The organism is Pelovirga terrestris (genome assembly GCF_014773365.1).
Lineage (GTDB): Bacteria > Desulfobacterota > Desulfuromonadia > Desulfuromonadales > Geopsychrobacteraceae > Pelovirga > Pelovirga terrestris.
This window is the reverse complement of the sequence record NZ_JACWUN010000003.1, coordinates 157829-183553: the sequence shown is the minus strand read 5'-3', so window position 1 is coordinate 183553 and position 25725 is coordinate 157829. Positions and strand designations below refer to the sequence as shown.

24 protein-coding genes and 2 tRNA genes are annotated in these 25725 nt (G+C 55.0%); 21 read left to right on the top strand and 5 right to left on the bottom strand.

The genetic code is table 11. From position 1 onward, the window contains the following. Positions 1 to 52: 52 nt before the first annotated feature. The 5 genes from ICT70_RS03875 to ICT70_RS03855 form a co-directional block, all read right to left on the bottom strand. Positions 53 to 445, bottom strand: coding sequence for a hypothetical protein (locus ICT70_RS03875; protein ID WP_191154068.1), 393 nt, complete (start codon positions 443 to 445; stop codon positions 53 to 55). Positions 446 to 627: 182 nt separating this feature from the next. Next, positions 628 to 2427 carry a sodium:solute symporter family protein gene (locus ICT70_RS03870; protein WP_191154067.1) on the bottom strand — a complete coding sequence of 600 codons (1800 nt, stop codon included), beginning with the start codon at positions 2425 to 2427 and terminating at the stop codon, positions 628 to 630. Between the two features lie 15 nt (positions 2428 to 2442). Then, positions 2443 to 2697: a DUF4212 domain-containing protein gene (locus ICT70_RS03865; protein WP_191154066.1), complete on the bottom strand. Its 255-nt coding sequence runs from the start codon at positions 2695 to 2697 to the stop codon at positions 2443 to 2445. Between the two features lie 187 nt (positions 2698 to 2884). After that, positions 2885 to 3634, bottom strand: coding sequence for an IclR family transcriptional regulator (locus ICT70_RS03860; protein WP_191154065.1), 750 nt, complete (start codon positions 3632 to 3634; stop codon positions 2885 to 2887). A 133-nt stretch (positions 3635 to 3767) separates the two neighbouring features. Further along, entirely contained in the window at positions 3768 to 4160 is a 393-nt protein-coding gene (locus ICT70_RS03855) for a hypothetical protein (protein WP_191154064.1), read from the bottom strand. 49 nt (positions 4161 to 4209) lie between these two features. Here ICT70_RS03855 and trpE point away from each other — a divergent pair, with 49 nt between their 5' ends. The 21 genes from trpE to ICT70_RS03750 all read left to right on the top strand — a co-directional run bounded on the left by trpE (position 4210) and on the right by ICT70_RS03750 (position 25725). Further along, a complete protein-coding gene (gene trpE, locus ICT70_RS03850) occupies positions 4210 to 5691 on the top strand; it encodes an anthranilate synthase component I (RefSeq protein WP_191154063.1) in 1482 nt (493 codons plus the stop codon). A gap of 26 nt (positions 5692 to 5717) precedes the next feature. Next, the gene (locus ICT70_RS03845) at positions 5718 to 6302 is read left to right on the top strand and encodes an anthranilate synthase component II (RefSeq protein WP_191154062.1); all 585 of its coding nucleotides are present in this window, start codon (positions 5718 to 5720) and stop codon (positions 6300 to 6302) included. Beyond that, positions 6299 to 7348 (top strand): anthranilate phosphoribosyltransferase, encoded by a 1050-nt coding sequence (gene trpD / locus ICT70_RS03840; RefSeq protein ID WP_191154061.1) that lies wholly within the window; start codon positions 6299 to 6301, stop codon positions 7346 to 7348. The genes ICT70_RS03845 and trpD overlap by 4 nt, the downstream gene beginning before the upstream one ends. Beyond that, on the top strand, positions 7345 to 8136 hold the full coding sequence (gene trpC / locus ICT70_RS03835; RefSeq protein ID WP_191154060.1) for an indole-3-glycerol phosphate synthase TrpC: 792 nt from the start codon (positions 7345 to 7347) through the stop codon (positions 8134 to 8136). Before trpD ends, trpC begins: the two co-directional genes overlap by 4 nt. A 3-nt stretch (positions 8137 to 8139) precedes the next feature. Continuing rightward, positions 8140 to 8760: a phosphoribosylanthranilate isomerase gene (locus ICT70_RS03830; RefSeq protein ID WP_191154059.1), complete on the top strand. Its 621-nt coding sequence runs from the start codon at positions 8140 to 8142 to the stop codon at positions 8758 to 8760. Beyond that, the gene (gene trpB, locus ICT70_RS03825; RefSeq protein ID WP_191154058.1) at positions 8757 to 9953 is read left to right on the top strand and encodes a tryptophan synthase subunit beta; all 1197 of its coding nucleotides are present in this window, start codon (positions 8757 to 8759) and stop codon (positions 9951 to 9953) included. The genes ICT70_RS03830 and trpB overlap by 4 nt, the downstream gene beginning before the upstream one ends. Beyond that, complete coding sequence (locus tag ICT70_RS03820) at positions 9953 to 11236, top strand: DEAD/DEAH box helicase (RefSeq protein ID WP_191154057.1); 1284 nt, start codon at positions 9953 to 9955, stop codon at positions 11234 to 11236. The genes trpB and ICT70_RS03820 overlap by 1 nt, the downstream gene beginning before the upstream one ends. 113 nt (positions 11237 to 11349) lie before the next feature. Continuing rightward, the gene (gene trpA / locus ICT70_RS03815; RefSeq protein ID WP_191154056.1) at positions 11350 to 12159 is read left to right on the top strand and encodes a tryptophan synthase subunit alpha; all 810 of its coding nucleotides are present in this window, start codon (positions 11350 to 11352) and stop codon (positions 12157 to 12159) included. A 96-nt stretch (positions 12160 to 12255) separates the two neighbouring features. Beyond that, entirely contained in the window at positions 12256 to 13104 is an 849-nt protein-coding gene (gene accD, locus ICT70_RS03810; protein ID WP_191154055.1) for an acetyl-CoA carboxylase, carboxyltransferase subunit beta, read from the top strand. Between the two features lie 9 nt (positions 13105 to 13113). Beyond that, positions 13114 to 14394 (top strand): bifunctional folylpolyglutamate synthase/dihydrofolate synthase, encoded by a 1281-nt coding sequence (locus tag ICT70_RS03805; protein ID WP_191154054.1) that lies wholly within the window; start codon positions 13114 to 13116, stop codon positions 14392 to 14394. 28 nt (positions 14395 to 14422) lie between these two features. Then, the gene (locus tag ICT70_RS03800; RefSeq protein ID WP_191154053.1) at positions 14423 to 16489 is read left to right on the top strand and encodes an LPS-assembly protein LptD; all 2067 of its coding nucleotides are present in this window, start codon (positions 14423 to 14425) and stop codon (positions 16487 to 16489) included. 88 nt (positions 16490 to 16577) lie between these two features. Next, entirely contained in the window at positions 16578 to 16910 is a 333-nt protein-coding gene (locus ICT70_RS03795; protein WP_191154052.1) for an FtsB family cell division protein, read from the top strand. Further along, positions 16907 to 18571: an arginine--tRNA ligase gene (gene argS, locus ICT70_RS03790; protein ID WP_337906632.1), complete on the top strand. Its 1665-nt coding sequence runs from the start codon at positions 16907 to 16909 to the stop codon at positions 18569 to 18571. The genes ICT70_RS03795 and argS overlap by 4 nt, the downstream gene beginning before the upstream one ends. 27 nt (positions 18572 to 18598) lie before the next feature. After that, complete coding sequence (locus ICT70_RS03785; RefSeq protein ID WP_191154051.1) at positions 18599 to 19384, top strand: SPOR domain-containing protein; 786 nt, start codon at positions 18599 to 18601, stop codon at positions 19382 to 19384. Positions 19385 to 19455: 71 nt separating this feature from the next. Next, positions 19456 to 19532, top strand: a tRNA-Met gene (locus ICT70_RS03780). A gap of 41 nt (positions 19533 to 19573) precedes the next feature. Continuing rightward, a tRNA-Met gene (locus ICT70_RS03775) sits at positions 19574 to 19650 on the top strand. Positions 19651 to 19713: 63 nt separating this feature from the next. Then, entirely contained in the window at positions 19714 to 21066 is a 1353-nt protein-coding gene (tilS, locus tag ICT70_RS03770) for a tRNA lysidine(34) synthetase TilS (RefSeq protein WP_191154050.1), read from the top strand. Positions 21067 to 21203: 137 nt separating this feature from the next. After that, positions 21204 to 23246: an ATP-dependent zinc metalloprotease FtsH gene (gene ftsH, locus ICT70_RS03765; protein WP_337906631.1), complete on the top strand. Its 2043-nt coding sequence runs from the start codon at positions 21204 to 21206 to the stop codon at positions 23244 to 23246. After that, positions 23243 to 24115: a dihydropteroate synthase gene (gene folP, locus ICT70_RS03760; RefSeq protein WP_337906630.1), complete on the top strand. Its 873-nt coding sequence runs from the start codon at positions 23243 to 23245 to the stop codon at positions 24113 to 24115. The genes ftsH and folP overlap by 4 nt, the downstream gene beginning before the upstream one ends. 145 nt (positions 24116 to 24260) lie before the next feature. Beyond that, positions 24261 to 25040, top strand: coding sequence for a diadenylate cyclase CdaA (cdaA, locus tag ICT70_RS03755; RefSeq protein WP_191154049.1), 780 nt, complete (start codon positions 24261 to 24263; stop codon positions 25038 to 25040). Between the two features lie 4 nt (positions 25041 to 25044). After that, entirely contained in the window at positions 25045 to 25725 is a 681-nt protein-coding gene (locus ICT70_RS03750) for a CdaR family protein (RefSeq protein WP_191154048.1), read from the top strand.

The following is a 25725-nucleotide window of genomic DNA, read 5'->3' as shown; positions in this document are numbered from 1 at the left end:
TTGGGACAATATCACAGATGATGCCGACAGCGAAAGAGGTGTTGTTTCCGGATCAGTTGTCTTTTTTCTTGCCGAATTGGAAAGGGTGAGCATAGCGGCTTAAGATAAAATCGGCCATCAGCTTGGACCAGATTGTTACACCACCGACAGCACTCCAGTCCTGATAGGCGATGAAGGGCCCGATGGTAATACCGGTCGCGATGTAGAGGGGGACGCCGATGATGACCCAGGCTGCGGTGCCGCCGGCGATCAGGTTAATCAGGCCGGCAATCAAGGCGTATTTCGCCGGATTTTCCGGCGGCAATCCACCTTTGAGGGCGACTTCGGAATAATTCTTGTCAACCAGAATGCGCTTGGCGCGTCGCAACCAGAAAAATGACAGGGGAAACATTGCCAGAAACAGCAGCCAGGTGATAACAGTAGTGGCGTCGAACATTAATTGCATGAATCCGCTCCGCGATAAAAGAAAAATTTATTAGTTGCAGTATCAGGAAAATGTTTTTACCTGAGGGGAAAAGAATAAACAACCCCGTAGCGTCTGGTGGGTCAAAAAAAGGCCCCGTCGACTGTCAAGCCGACGGGGCAAGGAATCAGATTTGCCTCAGGGGCAATATCAGGATTTCAGGGTTAGTGACCGCCACCGCCGGTGACAGCACTGGAGCCGCGCGGGGTACGGACGTTCTCAACCATTGCCTGGATATGATCAGGCGGCGGCGGAGTGAACTTGCTGACGACGTAGGCCGTCAAGAAGTTCAAGCAGGCGCCAATACCACCGAAGGCTTCCGGAGTGATACCGAAGAAGGAGTTGGCACCACCGATCAGACCGAGGTATTCGGTTCCCTTGAAGAAGAAAATTCCCTTGTGGGCAAATACGTAGAACAGGGTGATAAACAGACCGACTGCCATCCCTGAGATAGCGCCGTATTTACACATGTTCTTGTTGAAAATACCCATCATCAAGGCCGGGAAGATCGAACAGGCGGCAATACCAAAGGCCAGCGCAACGGTACCGGCAGCAAAGCCCGGCGGGTTCAGACCCAGGTAGCCGGCCAGAACGATGGCCGCTGCCATGGAGAGTTTACCGGCCAGAAGCTCGTTCTTTTCACTCATGTCAGGAACAAAGATCTTCTTCAGCAGATCGTGGGAAATGGCTGAAGAGATTGCCAGGAGCAGACCGGCTGCTGTCGACAATGCCGCAGCAACACCACCGGCAGCTACCAGAGCGATAACCCAGTTGGGCAGCAAGGCGATTTCCGGGTTGGCCAGAACGATAATATCGCGGTTAACCGTCAGCTCGTTGCCCTGCCAGCCGGCGGCAGCGAACTTGGGATCCTTCGAATTGTCATTGTAGTACTGAATACGACCATCGTTATTTTTGTCTTCCCACGAGAGCAGGCCGGTAACCTCCCAACGTTTCATCCAGTCGGGTCGATCTGCATGAAGCAGGCCGGCACCTTCTGCAACGAGAGGGGCGCCGGACAAAATTTCAGGGCTGACGGTTGCGTGCAGATTGTAGCGTGCCATGGCGGCAACAGCCGGGGCGGTGGTGTAAAGAATGCCGATGAAAACCAGGGCCCAGCCGGCGGAAAGACGTGCATCCTTAACCGTAGGAACGGTGAAGAAGCGGATGATAACGTGGGGCAGACCGGCCGTACCGATCATCAGCGAGAAGGTGTAAACAAACATGTTCAGTTTGCTGCCGGGAAGCGCGGTAGTGTATTCACCGAAACCGAGTTCGGTAACCACCTGGTTCAGCTTGGCCAGCAGGGTGATGTCTTCACCCACCAGAGAAGCACCAAGACCTAACTGGGGAATCGGTACGCCGGTGAGCTGGAAGGAGATAAAGATTGCCGGAATGGTGTAGGCCGAGATCAGCACGCAGTACTGAGCGACCTGGGTGTAGGTAATCCCCTTCATGCCACCGAACACCGCGTAACAGAAAACAATACCCATACCGAGGTAGATCCCCATTTCATTGGTGACGCCGAGGAAACGGGCAAAGGTAACACCAACACCGGTCATCTGGCCGATAATATAGGTGATCGATGCCACCAGCAGACAGATAACGGCTGTCGCCGCTGCCGCTTTGGAATAGTAGCGATCAGCAAAAAAGGCCGGCACGGTAAAGCGTCCGAATTTGCGCAGGTAAGGGGCAAGAACGGTTGCCATCAACACGTAGCCGCCGGTCCAGCCCATCAGGAACAGACCGCCGCCGTAGCCCATGTAGGCAATCAGACCGGCCATAGAGATAAAGGAGGCCGCCGACATCCAGTCGGCTGCTGTCGCCATACCGTTAACAACCGGGTGAACGCCACCCCCGGCAACATAAAACTCACCGGTGCTGCCGGCACGTGCCCAGACGGCGATGCCGATATAAAGCGCAAAGGTCGCGCCAACAACTAGATAGGTTAAAAATTGCAGACTCATTAGGTTTCCTCCTCTTTATTCTTCGTGAACGTTGAATTTTCTGTCGACGTTGTCCTGTAATTTCGCGTAGATGAAAATCAACGCAATAAAGACATACATGGCGCCTTGATGAGACCACCAGAAACCCATGGGGTACCCCCCAAGGGAAATGTTGTCCAATGCCGAGGCAAAAAGAATCCCGAAACCGTAGGAGACGAGTGCCCAGACAGCGAGAATAGACGCAATCAATTTTAACGTTGCGAACCAGTAAGCTTTACCTTGATCTTCCATTGTTTTCCTCCTCTTTATTCATGGTGATGGTGACAGCCTGAAACCGTTAAAGCGTGAGCAAAATCATGATGTTCGCCCAAAATTTACTCTCGAATTCGCGGCCTCCTTTCTTTGTGAATGCCAGATCTGAAATCCGGTAACTACAGAGTTGACAGCCTGGTGTGGCTGAGTGCTTGTTCTTTTGCGTTCATGTCAGCCCTTTGGGGCTGTAAAGATTGTAGCCCAGCCGTGCCGAAATCATATCGCCGGCAGCCTTGAGGGCCGGCAGGAGCTCGCTGTTGATGCGCTGATCGTTCATTCTGAAGGTTGGAGCAACGATGGTCAGACAACCGGCTAGTTTTTGCCCTTGCTGAAACAGGGGAACGGCCAGGGCGCTGCTGCCTTCACCGAGTCCATTATGGTCCACACAATAGCGCTGTGAACGGTACTGTGATTGGTCAGAAGTGGTATTTTCAGGTGCTGCTAGTGGGCCCTCGGAGAAGGCCAGCATCAGTTTGCCGGGGGCACAACGTTCAAGGGCAAAGCGATGACTGGTTAACGGAGCGACATTGACCTTCTGATCATTATCGGCCATTTCCAGGAACAGAGCATCCTGGCCGCGGCGTACAACCAGATAAACCGACTCGTCGCACTGACGCGCCAGATGGGACATGACCGGGCGGGCGTGGCGCAGCAAGGGCATGCGCGCCAGGAGCTTCTGGCTGGTTTCGAAGGCGCCCATCCCCAGCTGATACTCGCCGGTGTGCTCGCCGCGCTCGACATAGCCCATATTTTCGAAGGTCGCCATCAGGCGAAAGAGGCTGGCTTTGGTCATATCGAGCCTGTCGCTAAGTTGTGCCAGACTGTACCGGTCTCCGTCGCTTGCCAGGGCCTCGAGCAGGTGCAACGCGTTTTCTACGGAGCGGATATTATAAGAATCTTTATCCCTGCCTGACATAAACACCCTCGGAGAGAAACCGATTGGTTATAAAATAATAGGTCAATTATTCTCATTGGCAACTCTTGCCTCACCTGGGGAGGCTGATGGCGGGAACAGTAATACGCTGTTATATTTTTGTCAATATGGTTTTTTATTTTTTTAAAACGCCCCTTTTTTTCTTGCCGGATCTGGCCCAGTTTTCAGCATTTAAGGTCCTGAACAATAAAAGAAAATCATTTTTAATTCGGTATGTATTTTTTTGATAACAATGTTTACTATTTGCCTTCTTCTTTTGCTCTGATTGGTGATTTTTTACACTATAATATAACCCTGTTTCGGATTTGTGTGACGAAAAACCGATGAAAATGAAATGGTATTTTTTTTCATATAGGGGACCAGTCGCCAGGTAAATAGCGTTCTGTCCGGAACAGCCTTGTGTGGTTGACTTGAATGTGTCGGTTTTTCTCGCCGGGTTAAGGCCGCAGCAAAAGGTCGCCGGTCTTGACTTGTTTTGCCCATGGGTGGTAAAAACCCAAACTTTCAAGCCACATCCTTTGAGATTACTGCCTGCGCATTTCGGACATCGATTTTTTATGTACTTCCCCAGCCAAGACCACTTTTGCCGCCTGGCTCAGCAGGGCAATCTGATCCCCGTATATCGTGAGATTCTTGCTGATATGGAAACCCCGGTGTCGGCCTTTCGCAAAATAGACGATGGACGGAACGCGTTTCTGCTGGAATCGATTGAGGGGGGCGAAAAATGGGCCCGCTATTCTTTTCTGGGGAGTGGCCCGGCGCGGGTTTTTCGCTGCCGCGCTGATTATTACGAAATTCTGTTTGATAACAAACGCGAAGAATCCGGCACGGTCGACGATCCTCTGGCTTACCTGCGCAGCCTGATGGCGGTCTACCGCCCGGTTGAAGTCGAGGGCCTGCCCCTGTTCTGTGGGGGCGCGGTGGGCTATCTTGGTTACGATATGGTGCGCTTTATCGAGGATCTGCCTGATTCGAACCCGCGCAGCATCGGTGGCTGGGATGCCTGCTTCATGATCACCGACCGGGTGATTATCTTCGATACCATGCGCCAGAAGGTGAAGGTGGTCTTCAATGTTCACCTGCGTGACGGCGATGACCCACAGCAGGCCTACAGCGCTGCGCAACAACAGATTGATCAGTTGATTGAGCAGCTGCGGCGCCCGCTGGTTTATCCCCAGCCGACCGCCCACACGTCAGCCGTTGCGGAGCTGGTGCCGAATTTCACCCGCGCCGACTTCAAGGCGGCGGTCGAGCAGTGCAAGGAGTATATCCGCGCCGGCGACATCTTTCAGGTGGTTCTGTCCCAACGTTTCAGTGGCCCCTTGCAGTCTGATCCTTTTGATATCTACCGGGCCTTGCGGACCATCAACCCTTCTCCCTACATGTATTTCCTGCGTTTTGGTGAATCCCTGGTGGTCGGCGCTTCACCGGAAGTGTTGGTGCGTAAGGAGGGTGATCAGGTCGAGGTGCGCCCGATTGCCGGTACCCGCCCGCGGGGCCGGACGGTGGCAGAGGATCAGGAATTGGAAAGAGAGTTGCTGGCGGACCCGAAAGAGCTGGCGGAGCATATTATGCTGGTCGATCTCGGGCGCAATGACGTTGGCCGGGTGGCGGTGGCCGGCAGTGTTGAGGTCAGCGAGCTGATGGTGATCGAACGTTACTCCCATGTCATGCATATTGTTTCCAATGTGCGCGGGCGACTGCGGCCGGAGCTCGACAGCTTTGCCGTATTCCGTGCTGCTTTTCCCGCCGGCACCCTGAGCGGGTCACCGAAGATCCGCGCGATGGAGATTATTGACGAGCTCGAGCCAGTTCGCCGGGAGGTCTACGGAGGTGCGGTCGGCTACTTTTCGTTCAGTGGCAATATGGACCTGGCCATTGCTATCCGTACTCTGCAGATTGAAAAGGGGCAGGTGCATCTGCAGGCCGGTGCCGGGGTGGTCGCCGACAGTGATCCGGAGCTGGAATATCAGGAAACCCTCAATAAGGCACGCGGGGTCAAGCGTGCGATAGAAATGGCCAATCGCGGTTTGTTGTAATATGTCGGTGAAATGGGACGGATGCCATGCTGTTGATGATTGATAACTATGATTCTTTTACCTACAACCTGGTCCAGTATTTTATGGAGCTGGGGGAAGAGGTTGAGGTCTACCGCAACGACAAGATCGGTCTGGACCGGATCGCCGCTTTGGCACCGGCCCGCCTGGTGATTTCCCCCGGCCCCTGTACCCCGGCCCAGGCCGGTATCTCTATTGCGGCCATTGCGCGTTTTGCCGGACAGATCCCGATGCTTGGCATCTGCCTTGGCCATCAGGCCATTACCGAAGCCTTTGGTGGCGAGGTGGTGCGCGCCGGACGCCTGATGCATGGTAAAACCAGTCCCATCGAGCACGACGGCAGCGGCTTGTTTTGCGGTTTGTCCAATCCGTTTATTGCCACCCGTTACCACTCGCTGCTGGCGCGGCGGGAAAATTTTCCGGCAACTCTCAAGGTCACGGCATGGACAGCAGAAGGGGAAATCATGGCTCTGGAACATGCCGAACTGCCGGTTTGGGGGGTGCAGTTCCATCCTGAATCGATCCTCACGGTCGAAGGGAAACGCCTGCTGGGCAACTTCCTCGACCTCAGCAGCAAGGAGAAAGCCGCATGATCAGACAGGCGATTGGCATGCTGGTCGAAGGACAGGATCTGTCCGAAGACATGATGATCGAAGTGATGACCATGATCATGGGGGGTGAAGCGACCGCCGCCCAGATCGGGGCTTTTATCACGGCGCTGCGGATGAAAGGCGAGACCATTCCGGAAATCGTCGGTGCCGCGCGGGTGATGCGCGCTCATGCGACGCCGATTGAGGTGAAGACGACCCTTGATCTTGACCGGGATGATATCAACCTGGATCGGGAAACCATCCTTGATACCTGCGGTACCGGCGGCAGCGGCACCCGCAGCTTTAATATTTCGACAACCGTCGCTCTGGTGGTTGCCGCCTGCGGGGTCAAGGTGGCCAAGCACGGTAATCGCAGTGTATCATCAGCCTGTGGCAGCGCTGATGTGCTGGAGCATCTCGGAGTCAACCTGGATGTGCCCCCGACGCTGGTAGCCCAGTGTATTGATCAGATCGGTGTCGGCTTTCTCTTCGCGCCTGCCCTGCATGGTGCAATGAAACACGCCATCGGTCCGCGCCGCGAGATCGGTATCCGCACCATTTTTAATATCCTGGGACCCCTGACCAATCCGGCCCGCGCCAACCGTCAGGTGTTGGGGGTTTATCGCGCTGACCTGGTGGAAAAGTTGGCCACGGTGCTGTTCTCTCTTGGTTGTCGTAAAGGCTTTGTGGTCCATGGCAGTGACGGCATGGACGAGATTACCCTGACCGGTGCGACGACGATCGCCGCGATTGACCGCCGCGGGGTGACGCTGTCCTCCATAACGCCGGAACAGTTCGGTTTTGCTTCGTGTGCCCTTGCTGATCTGCAGGGGGGTGACGCAGCCCGCAATGCCGAGATTGTCCGCGCCATTTTGGCCGGAACGCCTGGCGCGCAACGGGATATTGTCTTATTGAACAGCGCTTATGCGTTGCTGGCGGCCGGACTGGTGGAGATAGTTCCCGACGGCATCACCATGGCTGCTCAGGCCATCGACAACGGTCGCGCGGCAGCGGTGTTGGCTGACCTGGTAAGGATGACAAACGCATGATTCTGGAGCGGATTCTATTGACCAAACAAAAGGAAGTCGCCGCCGCTAAAGCACAGCGTTCCCTTACGGATTTGGCTGCGCGCATCGGTGACCTGGAGGATATACCGCGTGGTTTCGCTCGGGCGTTGCGGACCATGGTGGCATCGGGAGGCACAGCGATCATCGCTGAAGTGAAAAAGGGGTCGCCATCCAAAGGAATCATCCGCGCTGATTTTGATCCGGTGGCTATCGCCGCGGGTTATCAGGACGCTGGCGCCACCTGTTTGTCGGTGCTGACCGATCAGCAGTACTTTTATGGTCACCTGCGCTATCTGGGGTTGATTCGTGAACAGGTGTCCCTGCCGCTGTTGTGTAAGGATTTTATTATCGACCCTTATCAGTTGTATCAGGCGCGGCTCGCTGGTGCCGACGCGGTATTACTGATCGCTGCGGCTCTTGACGATGAGCAGCTGCTGGAACTGGCCCAGCAGGCAACGGCCTTGCGCCTTGATACCCTGCTCGAGGTCCACGATGTCGTTGAAATGCAGCGGGCTCTCAAGCTGCCGGTGGATCTGATCGGGATCAATAATCGTGACCTGCGCACCTTTAGCACCGATCTGGGGATCACTGAGTCTCTGGCGGCGCTGGTGCCGGAAGCCCAGCTGGCGGTTGCAGAAAGTGGCATCACCTCGCGCGCAGACATTGAACGGCTGCAGGCGGCCGGCGCCCGGGCTTTTCTGATTGGAGAAACCTTGATGCGTGAAGCCGATATTGCCGGGAAATTGCGCGAATTGCTGGGATCGGATTAGGCGATGGCTGTTACCCGTGTTAAAATTTGCGGTATCACCAATATGGATGACGCTCAAGGAGCTGTGGCGGCCGGCGCCGATGCCCTGGGTTTCGTGTTTCACCCGGCCAGCCCGCGCTATGTAGAACCGGAAGCGGTTGCTGACATGGTCGCTGCTCTGCCGCCTTTTGTTGCAACTGTCGGGCTGTTTGTAAATATGCCGGCGGTAAAAATTCATCAGATTATGGTGCAGACCGGCTTGCAGCTGATCCAGTTGCACGGTGATGAAACGGCCGCCGACTGTCATCTTCATCCCCCTTATTCGGTCATCAAGGCGCTGCGGGTGCGGGATGAGCATTCTCTCAACCGTCTGGATGACTATCCGGTAGCGGCGTTATTGCTTGATGCCTGGAGTGATGAACATTACGGTGGATCCGGGCGTCAGTTTGATTGGCAACTGGTGCGTCGTGCTACACTGAACAAGCCGCTGATTCTGGCCGGTGGTCTTAATCCGGCTAATGTGGCTACGGCGATTCAGTTGGTCAAACCCTATGCCGTTGACGTTTCCAGCGGTGTTGAGCGGGAACCGGGGCACAAAGACCTGACCCTGGTGGCCCAATTTATTGAACAGGTGAGGATGGCATGAGCTACGAATATCCTGACGAACGTGGACATTTTGGGCAATATGGCGGTCGTTATGTTGCTGAGACCCTGATGCCGGCTCTCCTTGAACTGGAGGCCGCCTACGCCGAGGCGCGCAACGATCCCGCGTTCCAGAAGGAAATCGATTATTATCTGAAAAACTATGTCGGTCGTCCCAGTCCACTGTTCTTTGCCGAGCGTCTGACCGCCGAGTTGGGAGGGGCAAAGGTCTACCTCAAGCGTGAAGATCTCAACCATACCGGTGCCCATAAGGTCAATAACACCGTTGGCCAGATTCTGCTGGCGCGGCGCATGGGCAAGAAAAAGGTCATTGCTGAAACCGGGGCCGGCCAGCATGGCGTGGCTACTGCGACGGTAGCGGCCCTGTTCGGCATGGAGTGCGAAGTTTTCATGGGCACGGAAGATATCCGGCGGCAGTCGCTGAACGTCTTTCGCATGAAGCTGCTCGGGGCCAAGGTGACCGGAGTCACCAGCGGCACAGCAACCTTGAAGGACGCCATGAATGATGCATTGCGCCACTGGGTGACTCATGTGCGTGATACCTTTTATGTCATCGGGACGGTGGCCGGTCCCCATCCCTACCCGATGATGGTACGTGATTTCCAGGCGGTTATCGGTACTGAGGCCAAAGAGCAGATCCTGGCTACCGAGGGTCGGTTGCCGGATGCTGCGGTCGCCTGTATCGGCGGTGGCTCCAATGCTATCGGTCTGTTTTATCCCTTTATCGGCGATTCCGAGGTCGGCTTGCTGGGGGTTGAGGCGGCAGGGCTGGGCATCGAAACCGGCAAACATGCGGCTTCCCTCGGCGCCGGTTCGCCAGGGGTTCTCCATGGTAACAAAACCAGCCTGCTGCAGGATGCTGACGGTCAGATTCAGCATGCCCACTCCATTTCTGCCGGCCTCGATTATCCCGGTGTCGGCCCGGAACATGCCCATCTCCATGATATTGAGCGCGCCTGCTATGTTGCCGTGACGGATGACGAAGCGTTGGCCGCATTTCGTAAGTTAACAGAGATCGAAGGGATTATTCCCGCTCTTGAAAGTGCCCATGCGATTGCCCAGGTGATCAAGATGGCCCCTGCCATGAGCCCAGATCAGATCATCCTTGTATGTCTCTCGGGTCGGGGAGACAAGGATATCAATACGGTCGCGCAAGCGATGAAAGTCGAGTTGTAATGAGATTTACCGAATTAGATTTGCCTGCAACACTACTGCAGGGGATTGCGGATGCCGAATTCGAACATTTAACCCCGGTTCAGCAACAATCGATACCCTTAGCTCTGCAGGGCAAAGATATCGCCGCCCAGGCCCAGACCGGTACCGGTAAAACCGCCGCTTTTCTGATCGCAATTTTTTGCCGGTTGCTGGCAAATCCACGCCCGTCCGGTTCCAGCCCGCGGGCCCTGGTGATGGCACCTACCCGTGAACTGGTGGTGCAGATTTGTCAGGATGCCGAGCTGCTCGGGCGCCATACCGGGATCAAGATCCAGCCGATCTTTGGCGGGGTTGATTACGAAAAGCAGCGCCAGGCCCTGCGCGATGGTGTCGATATTATCGTTGCCACTCCCGGCCGGCTGATTGATTACTTCAAGCAGCGAGTGTTTTCGTTTGATCAGGTTGAGGCGCTGGTGATTGATGAAGCTGACCGCATGTTTGACATGGGCTTTATCAAGGATCTGCGCTACCTGTTACGCAAGTTGCCCCCCTTTGAAAAACGCCAGACCATGCTCTTTTCAGCAACCCTGTCGCCCCAGGTGATGGAGTTGGCCTATGAGTTTATGAACATGGCCGAGCGGGTTGAAATTGCGCCCGAACAGGTTTCCGCGGATGGGATTGTGCAGGTGCTGTACCATGTCACCCGGCGGGAAAAATTCGCTCTGTTGCTCGGGTTGTTGAAAAAGGAAAAGAACGCCGAGCGGGTGATGATTTTCGTCAATACCAAGATCGAGGCGGAAAAGCTCGATGCCCTGCTGCAGGTTAACGATCTGTCCAGTGCTGTGCTGTCCGGGGATATTCCGCAGAAAAAGCGGATGCGGATCCTGGATCAGTTCAAGCTTGGCAGTATCACCCACCTGGTTGCTACCGATGTGGCTTCGCGCGGGATTCATGTTGATCAGGTAACCCATGTTATTAATTATGACCTGCCTCAGGATCGTGAAGATTACGTTCACCGGATCGGGCGTACCGCGCGGGCGGGCGCAGCCGGGCGGGCGATCAGCTTTGCTGATGAAGAAACCGTCTATGTGCTGCCGGAAATTGAAGATTATCTGGGCTTTAAGATCCCCAGTGACGTTCCGGTGGATGAAGATTTCTGCTTTACCTATAAACGCGCGCGGCCGAAAAAAAAGCGACCGGTGCTGGAAAAGCCCGTCGACCCGCGCAAGCGCCGTCGACCACGGCGTAGCAAAAAGCCGGGGGGCTCGGGCCCGGGTGGTAGCGGCGGGAACGCCGCGCAGTAATAACCCGTAGTTACAAAAAATGATTGAAACGCGCGCGCAGAATCGTCTATGGTGATCTGTCGTTGTCAAAAATGTTAATGGTCTAGCCAACGTTGCTCATGAACCAGGATGTTATGTCACGTCTGCAACATACCTTTGAGGAATTAAAAAAACGGGGCGAAGCGGCGCTGATTCCCTTTATCACGGCCGGAGATCCCTCCCCGCAGCGGACCCTTGAGTTGATTCGAACCCTCGCGGCCGCCGGTGCTGACATCATCGAACTGGGTGTGCCCTTTTCTGATCCGATGGCGGATGGACCGACGATTCAGGCGGCTTCGGAACGCGCCCTCGCAGCCGGTACGACCCTGACGACGGTGTTGGACATGGTCGCCCAGGCCCGCCGTGAACTGCAGATTCCACTCGTGTTGATGGGTTATTACAACCCGGTTTTTCGATATGGGGTGGAGCGCTTTGCCCGAGATGCCGTGGCAGCCGGTGTCGACGGTTTGTTGCTGGTTGACCTGCCACCGGAAGAAACCAATGAAGTCAAACCGGCGACCGCCGCCGCCGGTTTGCCGTTGATTACCCTGCTGGCGCCGACCACCCCGCCGGAACGAACGAAGCGCCTGGCGGCGGCTGCCGAAGGATATATCTATTATGTGTCGATGACCGGGGTCACCGGAACCCAGGCAGTAGCGCCGGCAGCTATTCGCGATGTGGTGGTAGAGCTTAGAACCCTGTCCCCGGTGCCGGTAGCCGTCGGTTTCGGGATCAGTACCGTTGCCGATGTTCAGGCGGTGGCTGAATTTGCCGATGCGGTCGTGGTCGGCAGTGCCCTGGTCAGGATCATCGGCGAGCATGGGTCGGATGAGGCTTTGCTGGACAAGGTTGCAGCCTTTACCGAGTCGTTGAAGCAGGGTTGCAAAAAAAACAATTCAAATTAAGAGGTTGTGATTCCCGCTTGACGATTCATTTTAAGTGTTGGAGCTGCTTAAAAAGCATGACATCTGCTGGTTCACGAACCACTAAAGAGGTTGAGCATGGTCTGGTTTCGTAAGAAAAAGTCGTTGACGGCTTCAGTGGAGAAAAAAAATGTTCAGGTCCCTGAAGGGGTCTGGACCAAGTGTAAAAACTGCCAGGAAATTATCTACTGCAAAGAGATTGAACGTAACTTCAACGTTTGCCCGAAGTGTGACTACCATTTTCGCATCGGGGCCAGGGAACGTATCGATTTGATTATCGATGCCGGAACTTTTGTGGAGATGGACGCCAAAATGCGTTCAGTCGATTTTCTCGATTTCAAGGATTCCAAAAAATACAAGGAGCGGATCAAGGCTGCGGTCAAAAAAGCCGGTGACGGTGATGCGGTCATCTGCGGCGAGGGTCAACTCGATGGTCTGCCGGTGGTGGTGGCCGTGTTCGATTTCTCCTTCATGGGGGGGAGTATGGGTTCCGTGGTTGGTGAGAAAATTACCCGGGCCATTGAAAAAGGGTTGGAAACCCAGGCTCCGGTGCTGATCTTCTCCTCGTCGGGGGGCGCACGGATGCAGGAGAGTATTCTGTCGTTGATGCAGATGGCAAAAACCAGTGCGGCCCTGGCGCGTCTTAAAGCCGCCGGCATTCCGTTTATTTCGGTGCTGACCGATCCGACTACCGGCGGAGTGACCGCCAGTTTTGCCATGCTTGGCGATTTAAATATCGCCGAACCGCGCGCACTGATCGGATTTGCCGGACCCCGGGTCATCGAGCAGACGATCCGCCAGACCTTGCCGGAGGGGTTTCAGCGTTCCGAGTATCTGCTCGAACATGGTATGGTTGATATGATCGTTAAACGCCAGGAAATGAAAAAGAGCTTGTCACAGATTTTGCGTATCTTCACCAGAAGTTGATCGCAGGCGATGCTTCCAGACCATCGCGACAGCCTTGACTACTTGTATGCCCTGCGGTTTTTCGGCATCAAACTGGGTCTCGAAACAATCACCGAGCTGCTGGATCGTGTTGGTAACCCGCAGCACCATCTGCGGATCCTGCACATCGCCGGAACCAACGGTAAAGGTTCAACCGCCGCCGCCCTGGCCGCTGTTTTTCACGCTGCGGGAATCTCTGCAGGTCTCTATACCTCACCCCATCTGCATCAATTTACCGAGCGTATCCGGGTTGATACCCGACAGCTTGAGCTTGATGAGATCGTAGCACTGATCAAGGAGTTGCGCCCCCACGCTGAACAGCTGCAGGCAACCTTCTTTGAAGTGACGACTGCCATGGCGCTGCTCGCTTTTCAACGTCATGGTGTCAGCTGGGCGATTATGGAATGTGGCATGGGGGGACGCCTGGATGCCACCAATGCGGTTGTTCCGGAACTATGCCTGATCACCCCGGTTGCTCTAGATCATACCCGTCATCTCGGTGAAACCCTGGCCCAGGTGGCGAGGGAAAAGGCCGGAATTGTCAAGTCGGGGGTGCCCGTGATTAGTGCCTGTCAGGACGCGGAAGCGGCGGAGGTATTAGCACAGCGTGCGCAGTTGTTGGGCAGCAGGCTGCTGCTCCCTGGACGCGATTACAGTTGGCAATCGCGGCCGCAGGAGTTTGATGTGCAGGTCGGCTCCTTTGAACTGAAGGCTGTTCGACCGATTCTGCCCGGTTTGCATCAACACCAGAATCTTGCTTTGGCTGCGGCCGCTGCCGGATATTTGCGTGACATCGGAGTCGAACTCGAGCCCTCAGCTGTTCGTTCCGGACTCGAACGGGTGTGCTGGCCGGGGCGGCTGGAGTGGCTGTCGCCGCAGTTGCTGCTCGATGGTGCCCACAACCAGGCCGGCGCAGCGATTCTCGCTGACTATCTGCGGCAGCAACATCTGGCTAGGGTGCATCTGATCTTTGGCTGTAAAGCTGACAAGCAGGTGCTGCCGATGCTCCATCTGCTGCTGCCTTTTTGTCAAGCGCTCTATGCTACCCGGCCACCGGTTGAGGATGCTGCGGATACCGAACTTTTATGTGGGCACGCCGCTGATCATGCTGTTGCGGCGCAGGCTTTTGCTGAACCGATCGCAGCTTTAGCGGCGGCCAGACAGTCACGGGCTGCGGATGAGCTGATTGTGGTTGCCGGATCCTTGTTTCTGGTTGCCGCCATTCGTGAACAGCTGGTGGTCCGAACGGATGTCACTCCGATCATGCGTTGATCCGTATTACCTTTTGGACATAATTTTTATGCTGATTCGCCATCTGATACTGCTGCTGCTGATTGGTCTTTCTTCTGCCCCGGGCGTCGAGGCACGCAGTCGCGTGGTGGTCATGGGAGAACCCGTCTATCTCGAAGCCGATGAGCTGAGTTACGATCATGAGGCCGAGCTTTATCAGGCCCGCGGCGATGTCAGGTTGAACCAGGGTGAACTTCAGGTGCTCAGTGAGCAGATGAGCTGGAGTCGCGCCACCGGCGAAGTCGAAGCCAGCGGTAATGTTCAGTTTCTTTCACCGACGGAAACCCTGACCGGATCTACCGCCTGCTACAACCTTGACGCCGGAACCGGTCGCGTTGACCAGGGTTATTTTTATCTGCTGGAGGAAAATCTCCATGTTCGCGGCAGCACCATCGAGCAACTGGGGGAAGACGATTACCGGATAACATCGGGTACCTTTACTACCTGTGATGGTACGGTGCCGGACTGGAAGTTTGGTGCCGGTAAAATCGATGTGAGCCTGGGGGGGTATGCGCGTGCCCGCCATATGGTTTTTTATCTCAAGGATATCCCCACGCTGTACTTTCCTTATATGGTTTATCCGGCCAAAACCGAACGCGAATCAGGCTGGTTGATACCTTCTGCGGGCTACTCCAAAAAACGTGGATTCAGTTACGGCGCTGCCTATTATCAGGTGCTTGGGGTCAATCAGGATGCCACCTTCTATCTCGATTACCTGTCTAAAATGGGGATCGGCAAGGGGCTGGAATACCGCTATATCTTTGGTCGTGACAATGCCGGCGAGGCGCGTGTCTATCATATCGACGTGCAAGAGGTCGATGATGTGCGAGTCGACGAAGAGCGTTATGCCCTTGAATGGATCCATAGCGGAACCCTGCCGGGTCGGATACGGATGGTGGCTGACGCCCTATATGTCAATGATGACGAGTATTTCAAGGATTTTGGTGAGGTTGCCGGTGACTATAATCGGGATCAGGTGCAGTCAACCTTTTCCTTGAGCCGTAACTGGCGACGTGCGAACCTGGTGAGTATATTGCAATACACCAAAAATCTTGAGACCGATCAGCGTACGACCCTGCAGCTGTTGCCACGGATCAATTTTAATATTGCCCGCACTGCCATCGGCAACACTGCGCTGGCCTATGAGTGGGGCTCCGAGTATACCCATTTCTGGCGGCGTGAAGGGATGTCCGGGCAACGGTTGATGGTGCGGCCGGTTGTGAGCGTTAATCCACGGCTGTTTAATCTGCTCAGCGTGAACCCTTCAGTGGCCTATCGGCAGCGCTATTACTGGGATCTTGACCAGGAATCGTCGACGCAACAAACGGGACTCTTCGAGGTCACTACCCGGGTATCAACGCCGCCATTGCAACGCACCTACGATCTGCCCTTTGGTGCTGTCGGACGGGTGCGTCATGCCATCAATCCGGAAGTCATCTATGATTATATTCCGGAAAAAGATCAACAGCATATCCCGCGATTTGATTCCTTTGACCGGATTGCCCCTAAAAACCGAATTGAGTATGCTCTGGTGCAGCGCCTGCGGGCGCGCCTGGACGATGAGACCGGTCAGCGGCAATACCGCGACTGGCTTTATCTGCGCTTGTCCCTGCTGCAACATCTGAGTAAGGATCAGACGGCGAAAGGTTTCGGTGAGGCTCGCGCCCAGCTAACCCTCTTGCCGGTGCCGCAAGTGCGTCTGGCGACGGATGTGATCGTTGATTCACGCACCAACGAACTTAAAGAGTTGCTGGTTGAAGGGCAGGTTGCCGATCGTTCCGAAAACTATCTGCGGGTCAGTTACAATATTGACCGCCGCACTGACCTTGACTATGGTGAGGTCAATCTCGGACTGGGGTTTCTGCAGCCGATTTATCTGACCTATCAGCAACGCTACGATTTTTTCACCAACGATCGCCTCGAGGAACGGATCGGCATCGAATACCGCCGGCAATGCTGGAGCCTGTTGCTGACCTTGCGTGACCGCACCGATGGTGAGCAATCCTTCATGTTGACCTTCAGTATGCTTGGACTCGGTTCAGTTGGTGGTTTCAGTGGTGGTCTGGGCGGTGGTTAATCGATGGTTGTTGTTATTGACCCTGGTCGGTTGGTTTGAGACCCTGGGTGACAGGCGACAATAATGACTCAAATGAACGGGGAGATGCTTGGGATCGGGACGTGAATCGGGGTTGTCCGGCAGGAATAATCTGCTGACCCTTGCCCTGCTGGTGCTTATTCTGTTGCTGGCTGCCTATGCCGTGTTTGGTAATCGCGGCGTCCTGCGGATCGTGCAGGCGCAGCGCCAACAGCAGGAACTGCAGCAACGGTTAGGAGAGATGCAGACCCAACAGCAGGAACTGCGCCTGGAGATCGAACGGCTTAATAATGACCGGGACTACTGGGAGCAGCTTGCCCGCACCCGTCTGGGGATGGTGCGCGAGGGGGAACTGATCTATTTTGTCCCGACCGAAACACTTAAAGAAAGAGGCAGTAAGTGATTAAGAATGATATTCGATCAGCGCTCAAGCAGGCGCTGGAAAACTGTTATCAGCAAGGGACCCTGAGCTCTGGGGAGTATCCTGCTGAAATCCAGCTCGAGGTGCCAAAAAATCCGGAACATGGTGATTACGCGAGTAATCTGGCGCTGATGCTGGCTCGCCATGAGGGTACGCCTCCCCGGCAGATTGCTGAGGTACTGGTTGCTGCTCTGCGTGCGAATGCCCTGTTTGACACCGTCGACATTGCCGGGCCGGGGTTTATTAATTTCCGCCTTGCGGCGGCTTATTGGTCGACTGTTCTCCATCGCATCGATGCCGAGCAGGGCGCCTTCGGCCGGTCACAAGTAGGTTCCGGGATCAAGGTTCAGGTCGAGTTTGTCAGTGCTAATCCGACCGGGCCACTGCATATCGGTCATGGCCGCGGGGCGGTGGTAGGCGATGCGTTGGCATCAATCCTGGCGGCGGCCGGCTTTGAGGTGCAGCGTGAATATTACATCAACGATGCCGGCAATCAGGTGCAGACCCTGGGGCGATCGATCCTGCTGCGTTTGCGCGAATTACAGGGTGAAGTCGTTGATTTTCCAGAGGACGGTTACCAGGCTGCTTATATCACCGAACTGGCGGCGCGCCTGCGTCAGGAACAAGGTGAACTTGCTGATCTCAGTGAAGAAGAGGCGATCAGCTGTTGTACCCGTTTCGGCGTAGAGCAGATTTTAGCCTGGATTGACAGTGATCTTAGGGCCTTTGGTATCGAGTTTGATAACTGGTACAGCGAGCAGAGTCTTTACGACCGTAATATGGTTGAGCAGGAGCTTGGGCGCCTCAAGCAAAAGGGGCTGACCTATGAAGAAGATCAGGCCCTGTGGCTGCGTACTACCGATTTCGGGGATGATAAAAACCGGGTACTGATCAAGTCCGATGGTAGCTACACCTATTTTGCTTCTGATGTCGCTTACCACCTGGAAAAATTTGACCGTGGTTTTGACCGGGTCATTGATGTCTGGGGTGCCGATCATCACGGCTATATCCCGCGCATGAAAGCGATGCTGAAGGGTTTTGGCCTGCCGGCCGAGGCCCTTGAGGTCCTCTTGATCCAGATGGTCAATCTGTTGCGCGACGGTCAGCCCTTCGTGATGGGAAAACGTTCCGGTAATTTTGTTACCTTACGTGAGGTTATTGATGAGGTTGGACGAGATGCCTGCCGGTTCTTCTTTTTGATGCGGCGCTGCGACAGTCAGCTTGATTTCGATCTCGAGTTAGCCAAGCAGAACAGCAGTGATAATCCGGTTTATTATGTGCAATACGCCCACGCGCGGATCTGCAGTATCAATCGTAATGCTGCCGAGGTTGGGATGGCGCCGCCCAGTCGGGAAGAGTTTGACTTTTCCCGCTTGACCTTGGATGATGAGATTGCCCTGATCAGGCAGCTGTCACGTTTTCCGGAGGCAGTAGAAGGGGCGGCTCTGCATTATGAGCCCCATCGTCTGGTCTTCTATCTGCAGGATCTGGCGGCATTGTTGCATAGCTACTATAATCGCCACCGGGTGCTGGATGAGGATGTGCGGGTTACCAGTGCCCGCATGTATCTGGTTAATGCGGTACGGATTGTTCTGGCGAATGCCTTAAGCTTGCTTGGGGTGTCGGCCCCGGAAAAAATGTAAAAAAGGGGACTCGTAACAAGGGGGTAAATGATGCAGACTGAAACAAAAACCCGTACCCAGAGACGCTTGGAGAAGCGTCAGACCATTATTATTCTGGCGCTGTTGTTGCTGGTTGCGTTGCTCAGCTTCGTGCTTGGGGTAACCACTGGGCGACGTGGTGCTGAACGTGGCTTTGCGCAGCAAGTCAAGGACCAGCAGGAAGAGGTGAGAATCGTTCAGGTCCCGGCAGCTCCACCGGTGCCGGCTGCCACTGCGCCCCGGGTTGACCCACCAGGGGGTGAAAAGGGGGCACTCGTTGACACGGTTGTGGAAAATGCCCGGCTGAGTTTTTATGATGATCTGGTTCGTGATTCCTCCCCTTTGGGCAGTGGTATCAATCAGCCCCCGCCTGAAGAAGCCCGGTCGCCAGCCATTACGCCGCCGCTGGAGCTGGCAGACCAACCGATTGTTGCGCGGGGTAGCGTGACGCAAGCTTTGGCTCAGGCAGTGCCGGTGCAATCAGCACAGCAGCAGGTATCCAAAGCCGCTGCACCAGCGTCTGCCGATCCGATCTTGCCGCCGGTTGCAGCGCAGGGCAGCCATGTGGTGCAGGTCGGCTCTTTTGGCTCAGCTGCGGATGCAGCCTCCTTGCGTCAGCGCTTGCTCGACAAGGGCTACCCGGTGTTTCTTGCTGAAGCGGATCTCGGTGAACGCGGGATCTGGTATCGGGTCCGTATCGGACCTTTTGCCGATTCAGCCACCGCCGGAGATGCACGCCAGGTTATCCTTGATAAAGAGCAGATTGAGGGGTTGGTGACCCGTCACACCCGTTGATCTTGTCGGTGTTGAGCTGCTTTTTTCTCTTGACATTTGCTGGTCCGAAGATTATTTTCCAGTGCTCATGTCGCGGGATGGAGCAGTCTGGTAGCTCGTCGGGCTCATAACCCGAAGGTCGGGGGTTCAAATCCCTCTCCCGCAACCAAATCACTAATCTTCGGTTACGGTTGGAGATGATATAGATTTGGCGGTGTAGCTCAGTTGGTTAGAGCATGCGGCTCATATCCGCAGTGTCCGGAGTTCGAATCTCTGCACCGCCACCACAATAAAAAAAGCCCTTCCCGTCTGGAAGGGCTTTTTTTATTAGCGCTCACCTGGGGTTGTTGATGACCGGTCCCTGTCTCGAACAAGCAATACTGAAATCTTTGCCGGATACGGTGGATTCGATTGTGGTCGCGGTGTCAGGAGGCGTAGATTCAGTGGTCCTGCTGCATCTGCTGCAGCGGGTTGCCGCCCGTTGCGGCCTGATCCTTCGCGCTGTTCACCTCAATCATTGTATGCGCCCTGAAGCGGATGACGATGCTCGCTTTGTTGAGGCCTTGTGTCAGCAACTCAATATTCCCTGCCACAGTGAATCCTGTAATGTAGCGAAGTTGGCACAGCAGGGAAAAATCAGTCTGGAAATGGCCGGCCGTCTCGCGCGGCGACGACTTCTGGAGCAGGTGGCGGCAGAAACGGGTGCCCAGTTAATCGCTCTAGGCCACCATCGTGATGATCAACTCGAAACCCTTTTGTTGCGACTGACCCGTGGCACCGGTATCAGCGGCCTGAGTGGGATGGCAGAACTTGATCTCCCCTGGTGGCGGCCCCTGCTTTTTTGCAGTCGCCGGCAATTGCTCGATTACGCCCGTCGGCAATCCTTATCCTGGCGCGAAGATGCCAGCAATCTGGATCCACTGTTTGTTCGCAACCGGATCCGTCACCAGATTGTGCCGCGGCTTAAGGATATCAACCCACAGTTTGCCGAGCGGATGGTCGTTCTGAGCCGCCAGGTTGCGGTCGAAGAAGATTTCTGGCGTTATCAGATCGAAACACATTTCCCGTCAATCCGGGTCGCCTGCGACGATGGCTTGCGTCTGCAGCGGTCGCCGTTGCTCGGTTTTCATCCCGCCCTGCGTTTGCGTTTGTTGCGCGCGGCATTGTTCGAGGTTCGTGGTCATTTGCATGGCATCGAGGCGGTTCATCTGCAGGCCATTGATGATCTGCTGACCGGTGCCCGCAGTCAGGCCCAGCTTGATTTGCCGGGCTGCTGGGTGGCGCGTCGCTATGAACACTTGTGGGTGCGCACTGCTGCCCCAGCGATGCCGCCGCGCTATGATGTGGCGCTGCAGATTCCCGGCGAGATTCTTCTGCCTGATGGGCGCAAACTGGTGGCAACAGTGGTCGAGCAAGTTGAGATAGAAACCCGCCACCGGGTGTATGTCGATCAGGCTGTGCTTGATCGGCCCCTGACGGTACGAACCTGGCGCCCTGGGGACTGTTTTGTGCCGCTGGGAATGACCGGTCACAAGCGGCTAAAGCAGCTGTTTTCTGATTTAAAAATCGAGAAAGAAGAGCGTCTGCGAACGCCCCTGGTGGTTGCGGGGGAAACCCTGCTGTGGGTCGCCGGGTTGCAGCGATCAGGTTTTGGCGTTGTTACTCCCCTCTCGGTTAGGCCGGTGCGGCTTGAGTTGTTGTGATAAGGCGAAAAAGCAGACATTAAGCCTTGTGGGTACATTCTCTTTATGGTAGGTTTTCCTGCTAGTTTCAGCTGTTTTCTCGAAGCTGCAGTCGAGCGTCCAAGTTGTTTTTTAATTACCCGACAGGGGGTCGATACGTGAGCCAATTTCAGAAAAACTTAGCTTTGTGGCTGGTCATTTCATTGTTGATGATCATGCTCTTCAATATGATGACGCAAAAGCAGGAAACCCAGAGACCGATGAACTATACCGAGTTTCTGAGTGCGGTTGAAGATAACCGAGTGGTCAGCGTGCTTTTTCAGGGGGGTCAACTGACCGGAACCCTGGAGGACGGAAGCAAATTTTTGACCCACATCCCCCGCGACGAAGAGCTGTTGCCGCAACTAAAAGGGCGCGGCGTTATTATTGAAGCCAAACCGGTTGATGACCAGGGCTTCTGGTTTACCCTGCTGATCTCATGGGGGCCGATCCTGCTGTTGATCGCGGTGTGGATCTTTTTCATGCGGCAGATGCAATCGGGTGGTGGCAAGGCCATGAGCTTCGGCAAAAGCAAGGCCAAACTCCTGACCGATACTGCCGGTAAGGTGACCTTTAAGGATGTCGCCGGGGTTGACGAAGCGAAACAGGAGCTCGAAGAGATTGTCGAGTTTCTGCGCGATCCGAAAAAATTCACCAAGCTTGGCGGCAAGATCCCCAAAGGAGTGTTGCTGGTCGGTTCTCCAGGAACCGGCAAAACCCTGTTGGCGCGTTCGGTGGCCGGCGAGGCTGGAGTTCCCTTCTTTACTATTTCCGGTTCTGATTTTGTCGAGATGTTTGTCGGGGTTGGCGCCAGCCGCGTTCGTGATCTGTTTGTCCAGGGAAAAAAGAATGCGCCCTGCATTATCTTTATCGATGAAATCGATGCCGTAGGACGGCATCGCGGCGCCGGTTTGGGTGGTGGTCACGACGAACGTGAACAGACCCTGAATCAGTTGCTCGTCGAAATGGACGGATTCGAGTCTAATGAAGGGGTTATCCTGGTCGCAGCGACCAACCGTCCGGATGTCCTCGACCCGGCATTGCTGCGTCCCGGTCGTTTTGATCGTCAGGTGGTGGTGCCCCGCCCCGATGTCAAGGGACGGCAGAAGATCCTGCATGTCCACTCACGCAAAGTTCCCATGTCGGAAGATGTCAACCTCGGACTGGTGGCCAAGGGTACCCCCGGATTTTCCGGTGCCGATCTGGCTAACCTGGTCAATGAGGCTGCGTTGCTCGCTGCTCGAGGGGGCAAGTCAGAGGTCGACATGGTCGATTTTGAGGCAGCCAAAGATAAGGTGATGATGGGTGCAGAACGGCGCTCGATGGTGATCACCGAAGAGGAAAAAAAGGTTACCTCTTACCATGAAGCCGGTCACGCGCTGATCTCATTACTGACCCCCGGCTCCGACCCGGTTCACAAGGTGTCGATTATCCCCCGCGGACGCGCCATGGGGGTGACTATGTATCTTCCGGCCGAAGAGAAATATAACGAGACCAACAAGGGGCTTAATATCCGTATCCGTTCTATGTTGGGTGGCCGGATTGCCGAAGAAATCACCTTTGACTCGGTGACCAGCGGCGCCAGTAACGATCTCGAGCGGATCACCATGATCGCACGCAAGATGGTGTGTGAATGGGGTATGAGTGAAAAGATCGGACCTGTTGTGTTCGGAGAAAAAGACGGGGAAGTCTTCCTTGGCCGCGACATGAGCACGGGCAAGAACTACAGTGAGGCGACCGCGCTTGATATCGATAATGAGATACGTCGCATTATCAAGGAGAACTATGTTGAAGCGACCAGGCTTTTGAAGGAAAATCAGCATCGACTGGTGGCTCTGGCCGAACTCCTGCTTGAAAAGGAAACTCTTGACACCCATGAGATTCATGCTGTCGTATTCCCGGATGGTCTTCCGGATTACCTGCAAAAACAGGTGAGTGAGCAGGCTGCCGACAGTTTTGTTTTTGAAAAAACCGACGAGCAGACACCATCGCCGCAACCTGACGATCATGATGTCGAAGGACAAGGGAAGCCCTCGCAGGATGACGTTGCGTCAGGGTCAGAACCTCCCCGGCAGCCTGCAGGAGAAGAGCGACCACAGCAATCACCGGAACAGCATGATGCCAAGCAGGACAGTGATAAGGACACACCGACAAAAGAGTGAATGAGTCACCTCGCGCCACTGTTCTGGTTGGACGAGACTGTGTTCTTGATCTGACCCGACCTCGCATGATGGCGATTCTCAATGTGACCCCCGATTCGTTCTCCGATGGCGGTGATTATATTGAGATTTCAGCGGCCATTGAACGCGGCCTGGAAATGGCTGAGCAGGGGGCTGCCATCCTCGATGTCGGTGGTGAAAGTACCCGGCCAGGGGCACCGGTCGTGTCCGCAGAAGTTGAGCTTGAGCGGGTGATTCCGGTCATTGAGGGATTGCGACGCCACACCTCTATCCCCTTGTCAATTGACACCCACAAAGCCACGGTTGCAGGTGCTGCTCTCGCTGCTGGTGCAAACTTTGTCAATGACATCAGTGGCCTGAGTTTTGATAGCCGTATGGCAGCGGTGGCCGCCGCCGCCGGCGCCGGTCTTTTTCTTATGCATACTCGCGGGACTCCGCAGCAGATGCAGAAGGATACCGACTATCAGGATCTGCTCATTGAGGTTCTTCAGTATTTACAGGGCAGCATTTCCAGGGCTCGGTCAGCCGGTATCTCTACCGAACGGTTGGCCGTTGATCCCGGCATCGGTTTTGCCAAAAATGTTGCGGGTAACCTGTTACTGTTGAAGCATCTGACGGCTTTGCATCAGTTGGGATGTCCGATTCTGCTCGGTACATCGCGTAAAAGTTTTATCGGCAAGATTCTCCACCAGGATGATCCGCGCCGGCGTCTCTATGGAACTCTGGCGACCATTGCCCTTGGTGTGGCACAAGGGGTCCAGCTGTTTCGGGTCCATGACGTGCGGCCGGCGTGTGAGGCAGCTCTGGTTGCCTGGGCGATCCGGGAGCAGCAATTCCCATTGTTACCCTAATGATGGCTTTGCGCAGGGCCTTTGGATCATGTGACAACAAGTGGTCATGGATGACGAAAAGTGTCCCTTGACATAGCATCCGAAGATCCGGTGCTGAACCAATCCATTTTCCTGATCATTGTTGATTCCGCTAGCGGGGGTTTAAATGTTTGATGTCATCCACAATATCCGATTACTAGATATTCTCGACATCTGCATTGTGGCTTTCATCATCTACCGGATCATTCTGTTGATCAAGGGTACCCGCGCCGTCCAGATGCTTCTCGGGCTGGCGGTGGTTCTCACGGTCTATATGGGCTCGCGCGTTGGTGAGCTGCATACCCTTAACTGGTTTTTAAGCAACTTCCTGTCATCCATTATTCTTGTCATCGTCGTTATTTTCCAGAATGATATCCGGCGCGCCTTGATGCACGTTGGCCGCAACCCCTTCTTAGGGGGAGCGACCTACCACGAAGAATCCCAGCTGATTGAAGAACTGGTAAAGGCCTGTGTTGCTCTGGCCAACCGTAAAATTGGAGCGCTGATCGTTGTCGAACGCGAAACCGGGATCAAGGACATTCTCGAAGCGGGAACCGTTCTGGATGCCCAGATCTCTTGTGATCTGATCCGCGCGATTTTTATGCCGACCTCCCCGTTACATGATGGTGCCCTGGTGGTACAGCAGGGGCGAGTGAGTCTGGCGGGCTGTTTTCTGCCCTTAACCCAAGGGAGCAACCTGTCGACGGAATTAGGTACCCGCCACCGGGCTGCCATCGGGCTGACTGAACTGGCAGATGCCATCGCTATTGTGGTGTCGGAAGAAACCGGTAAGATTTCGGTCGCGGTCAATGGCGGCATGACCCGCAATCTTGATGCAACCAGTTTAAAAAAAGTTCTTGGCCGCCTGCTTGAACCGCGCAAATCAAAATTGAAGAAAAAGGGCTAGGACGATGTTCAAGCTGATCACCGAAAACTGGACACTCAAGCTGTTGTCACTGGTTTTTGCCCTGATGCTGTGGTTCTTCATCATGGGTGAACGACGCCTTGAAGTGAATTACCGGGTTCCGCTGGAATTGCAGAATCTGCCCCGGGAATTAATGGTCGCTAACGAGATCCCCAGCATGGTGGATGTCCGCATCAGTGGTCCCCGGACCCTGTTGATGAAAGTCAGCCCCAATGATATCAGTATTACCGTTGACTTGACCGGTCTTAATCCGGGCCTGACCTCCTTTCGGCGTCTTGAAGAACGTCTCAACCTGCCCAGTGGCTTACGCGTGACCCGACTCTCGCCATCGTTCGTCGATGTTCGTCTGGAGCGGGTTCAGCAGAAAACGGTCCCGATTAACATCCTTCTTACCGGAGACCCTATGGGCGGTTTCGGAGTCGGAACGGTTCGCGCCATACCCGATCAGGTTGCCATTGAAGGAGCAGAAAGTGAGCTCAAGAACGTCACCAATGTTACTACGAATGAGGTTGATTTGAGTGGTGTCAACAGCAGCTTCTCATTAATTGTCCCGCTGCAACATCAGGGACGTTTCAGCTGGTTCAAGGATGAGAGTACGACGGAAATCCAGGTAGAAATTATCGCTGTTGAGAGTGCAGCGGAAGATGGTCAGGGACCAATAGAATAG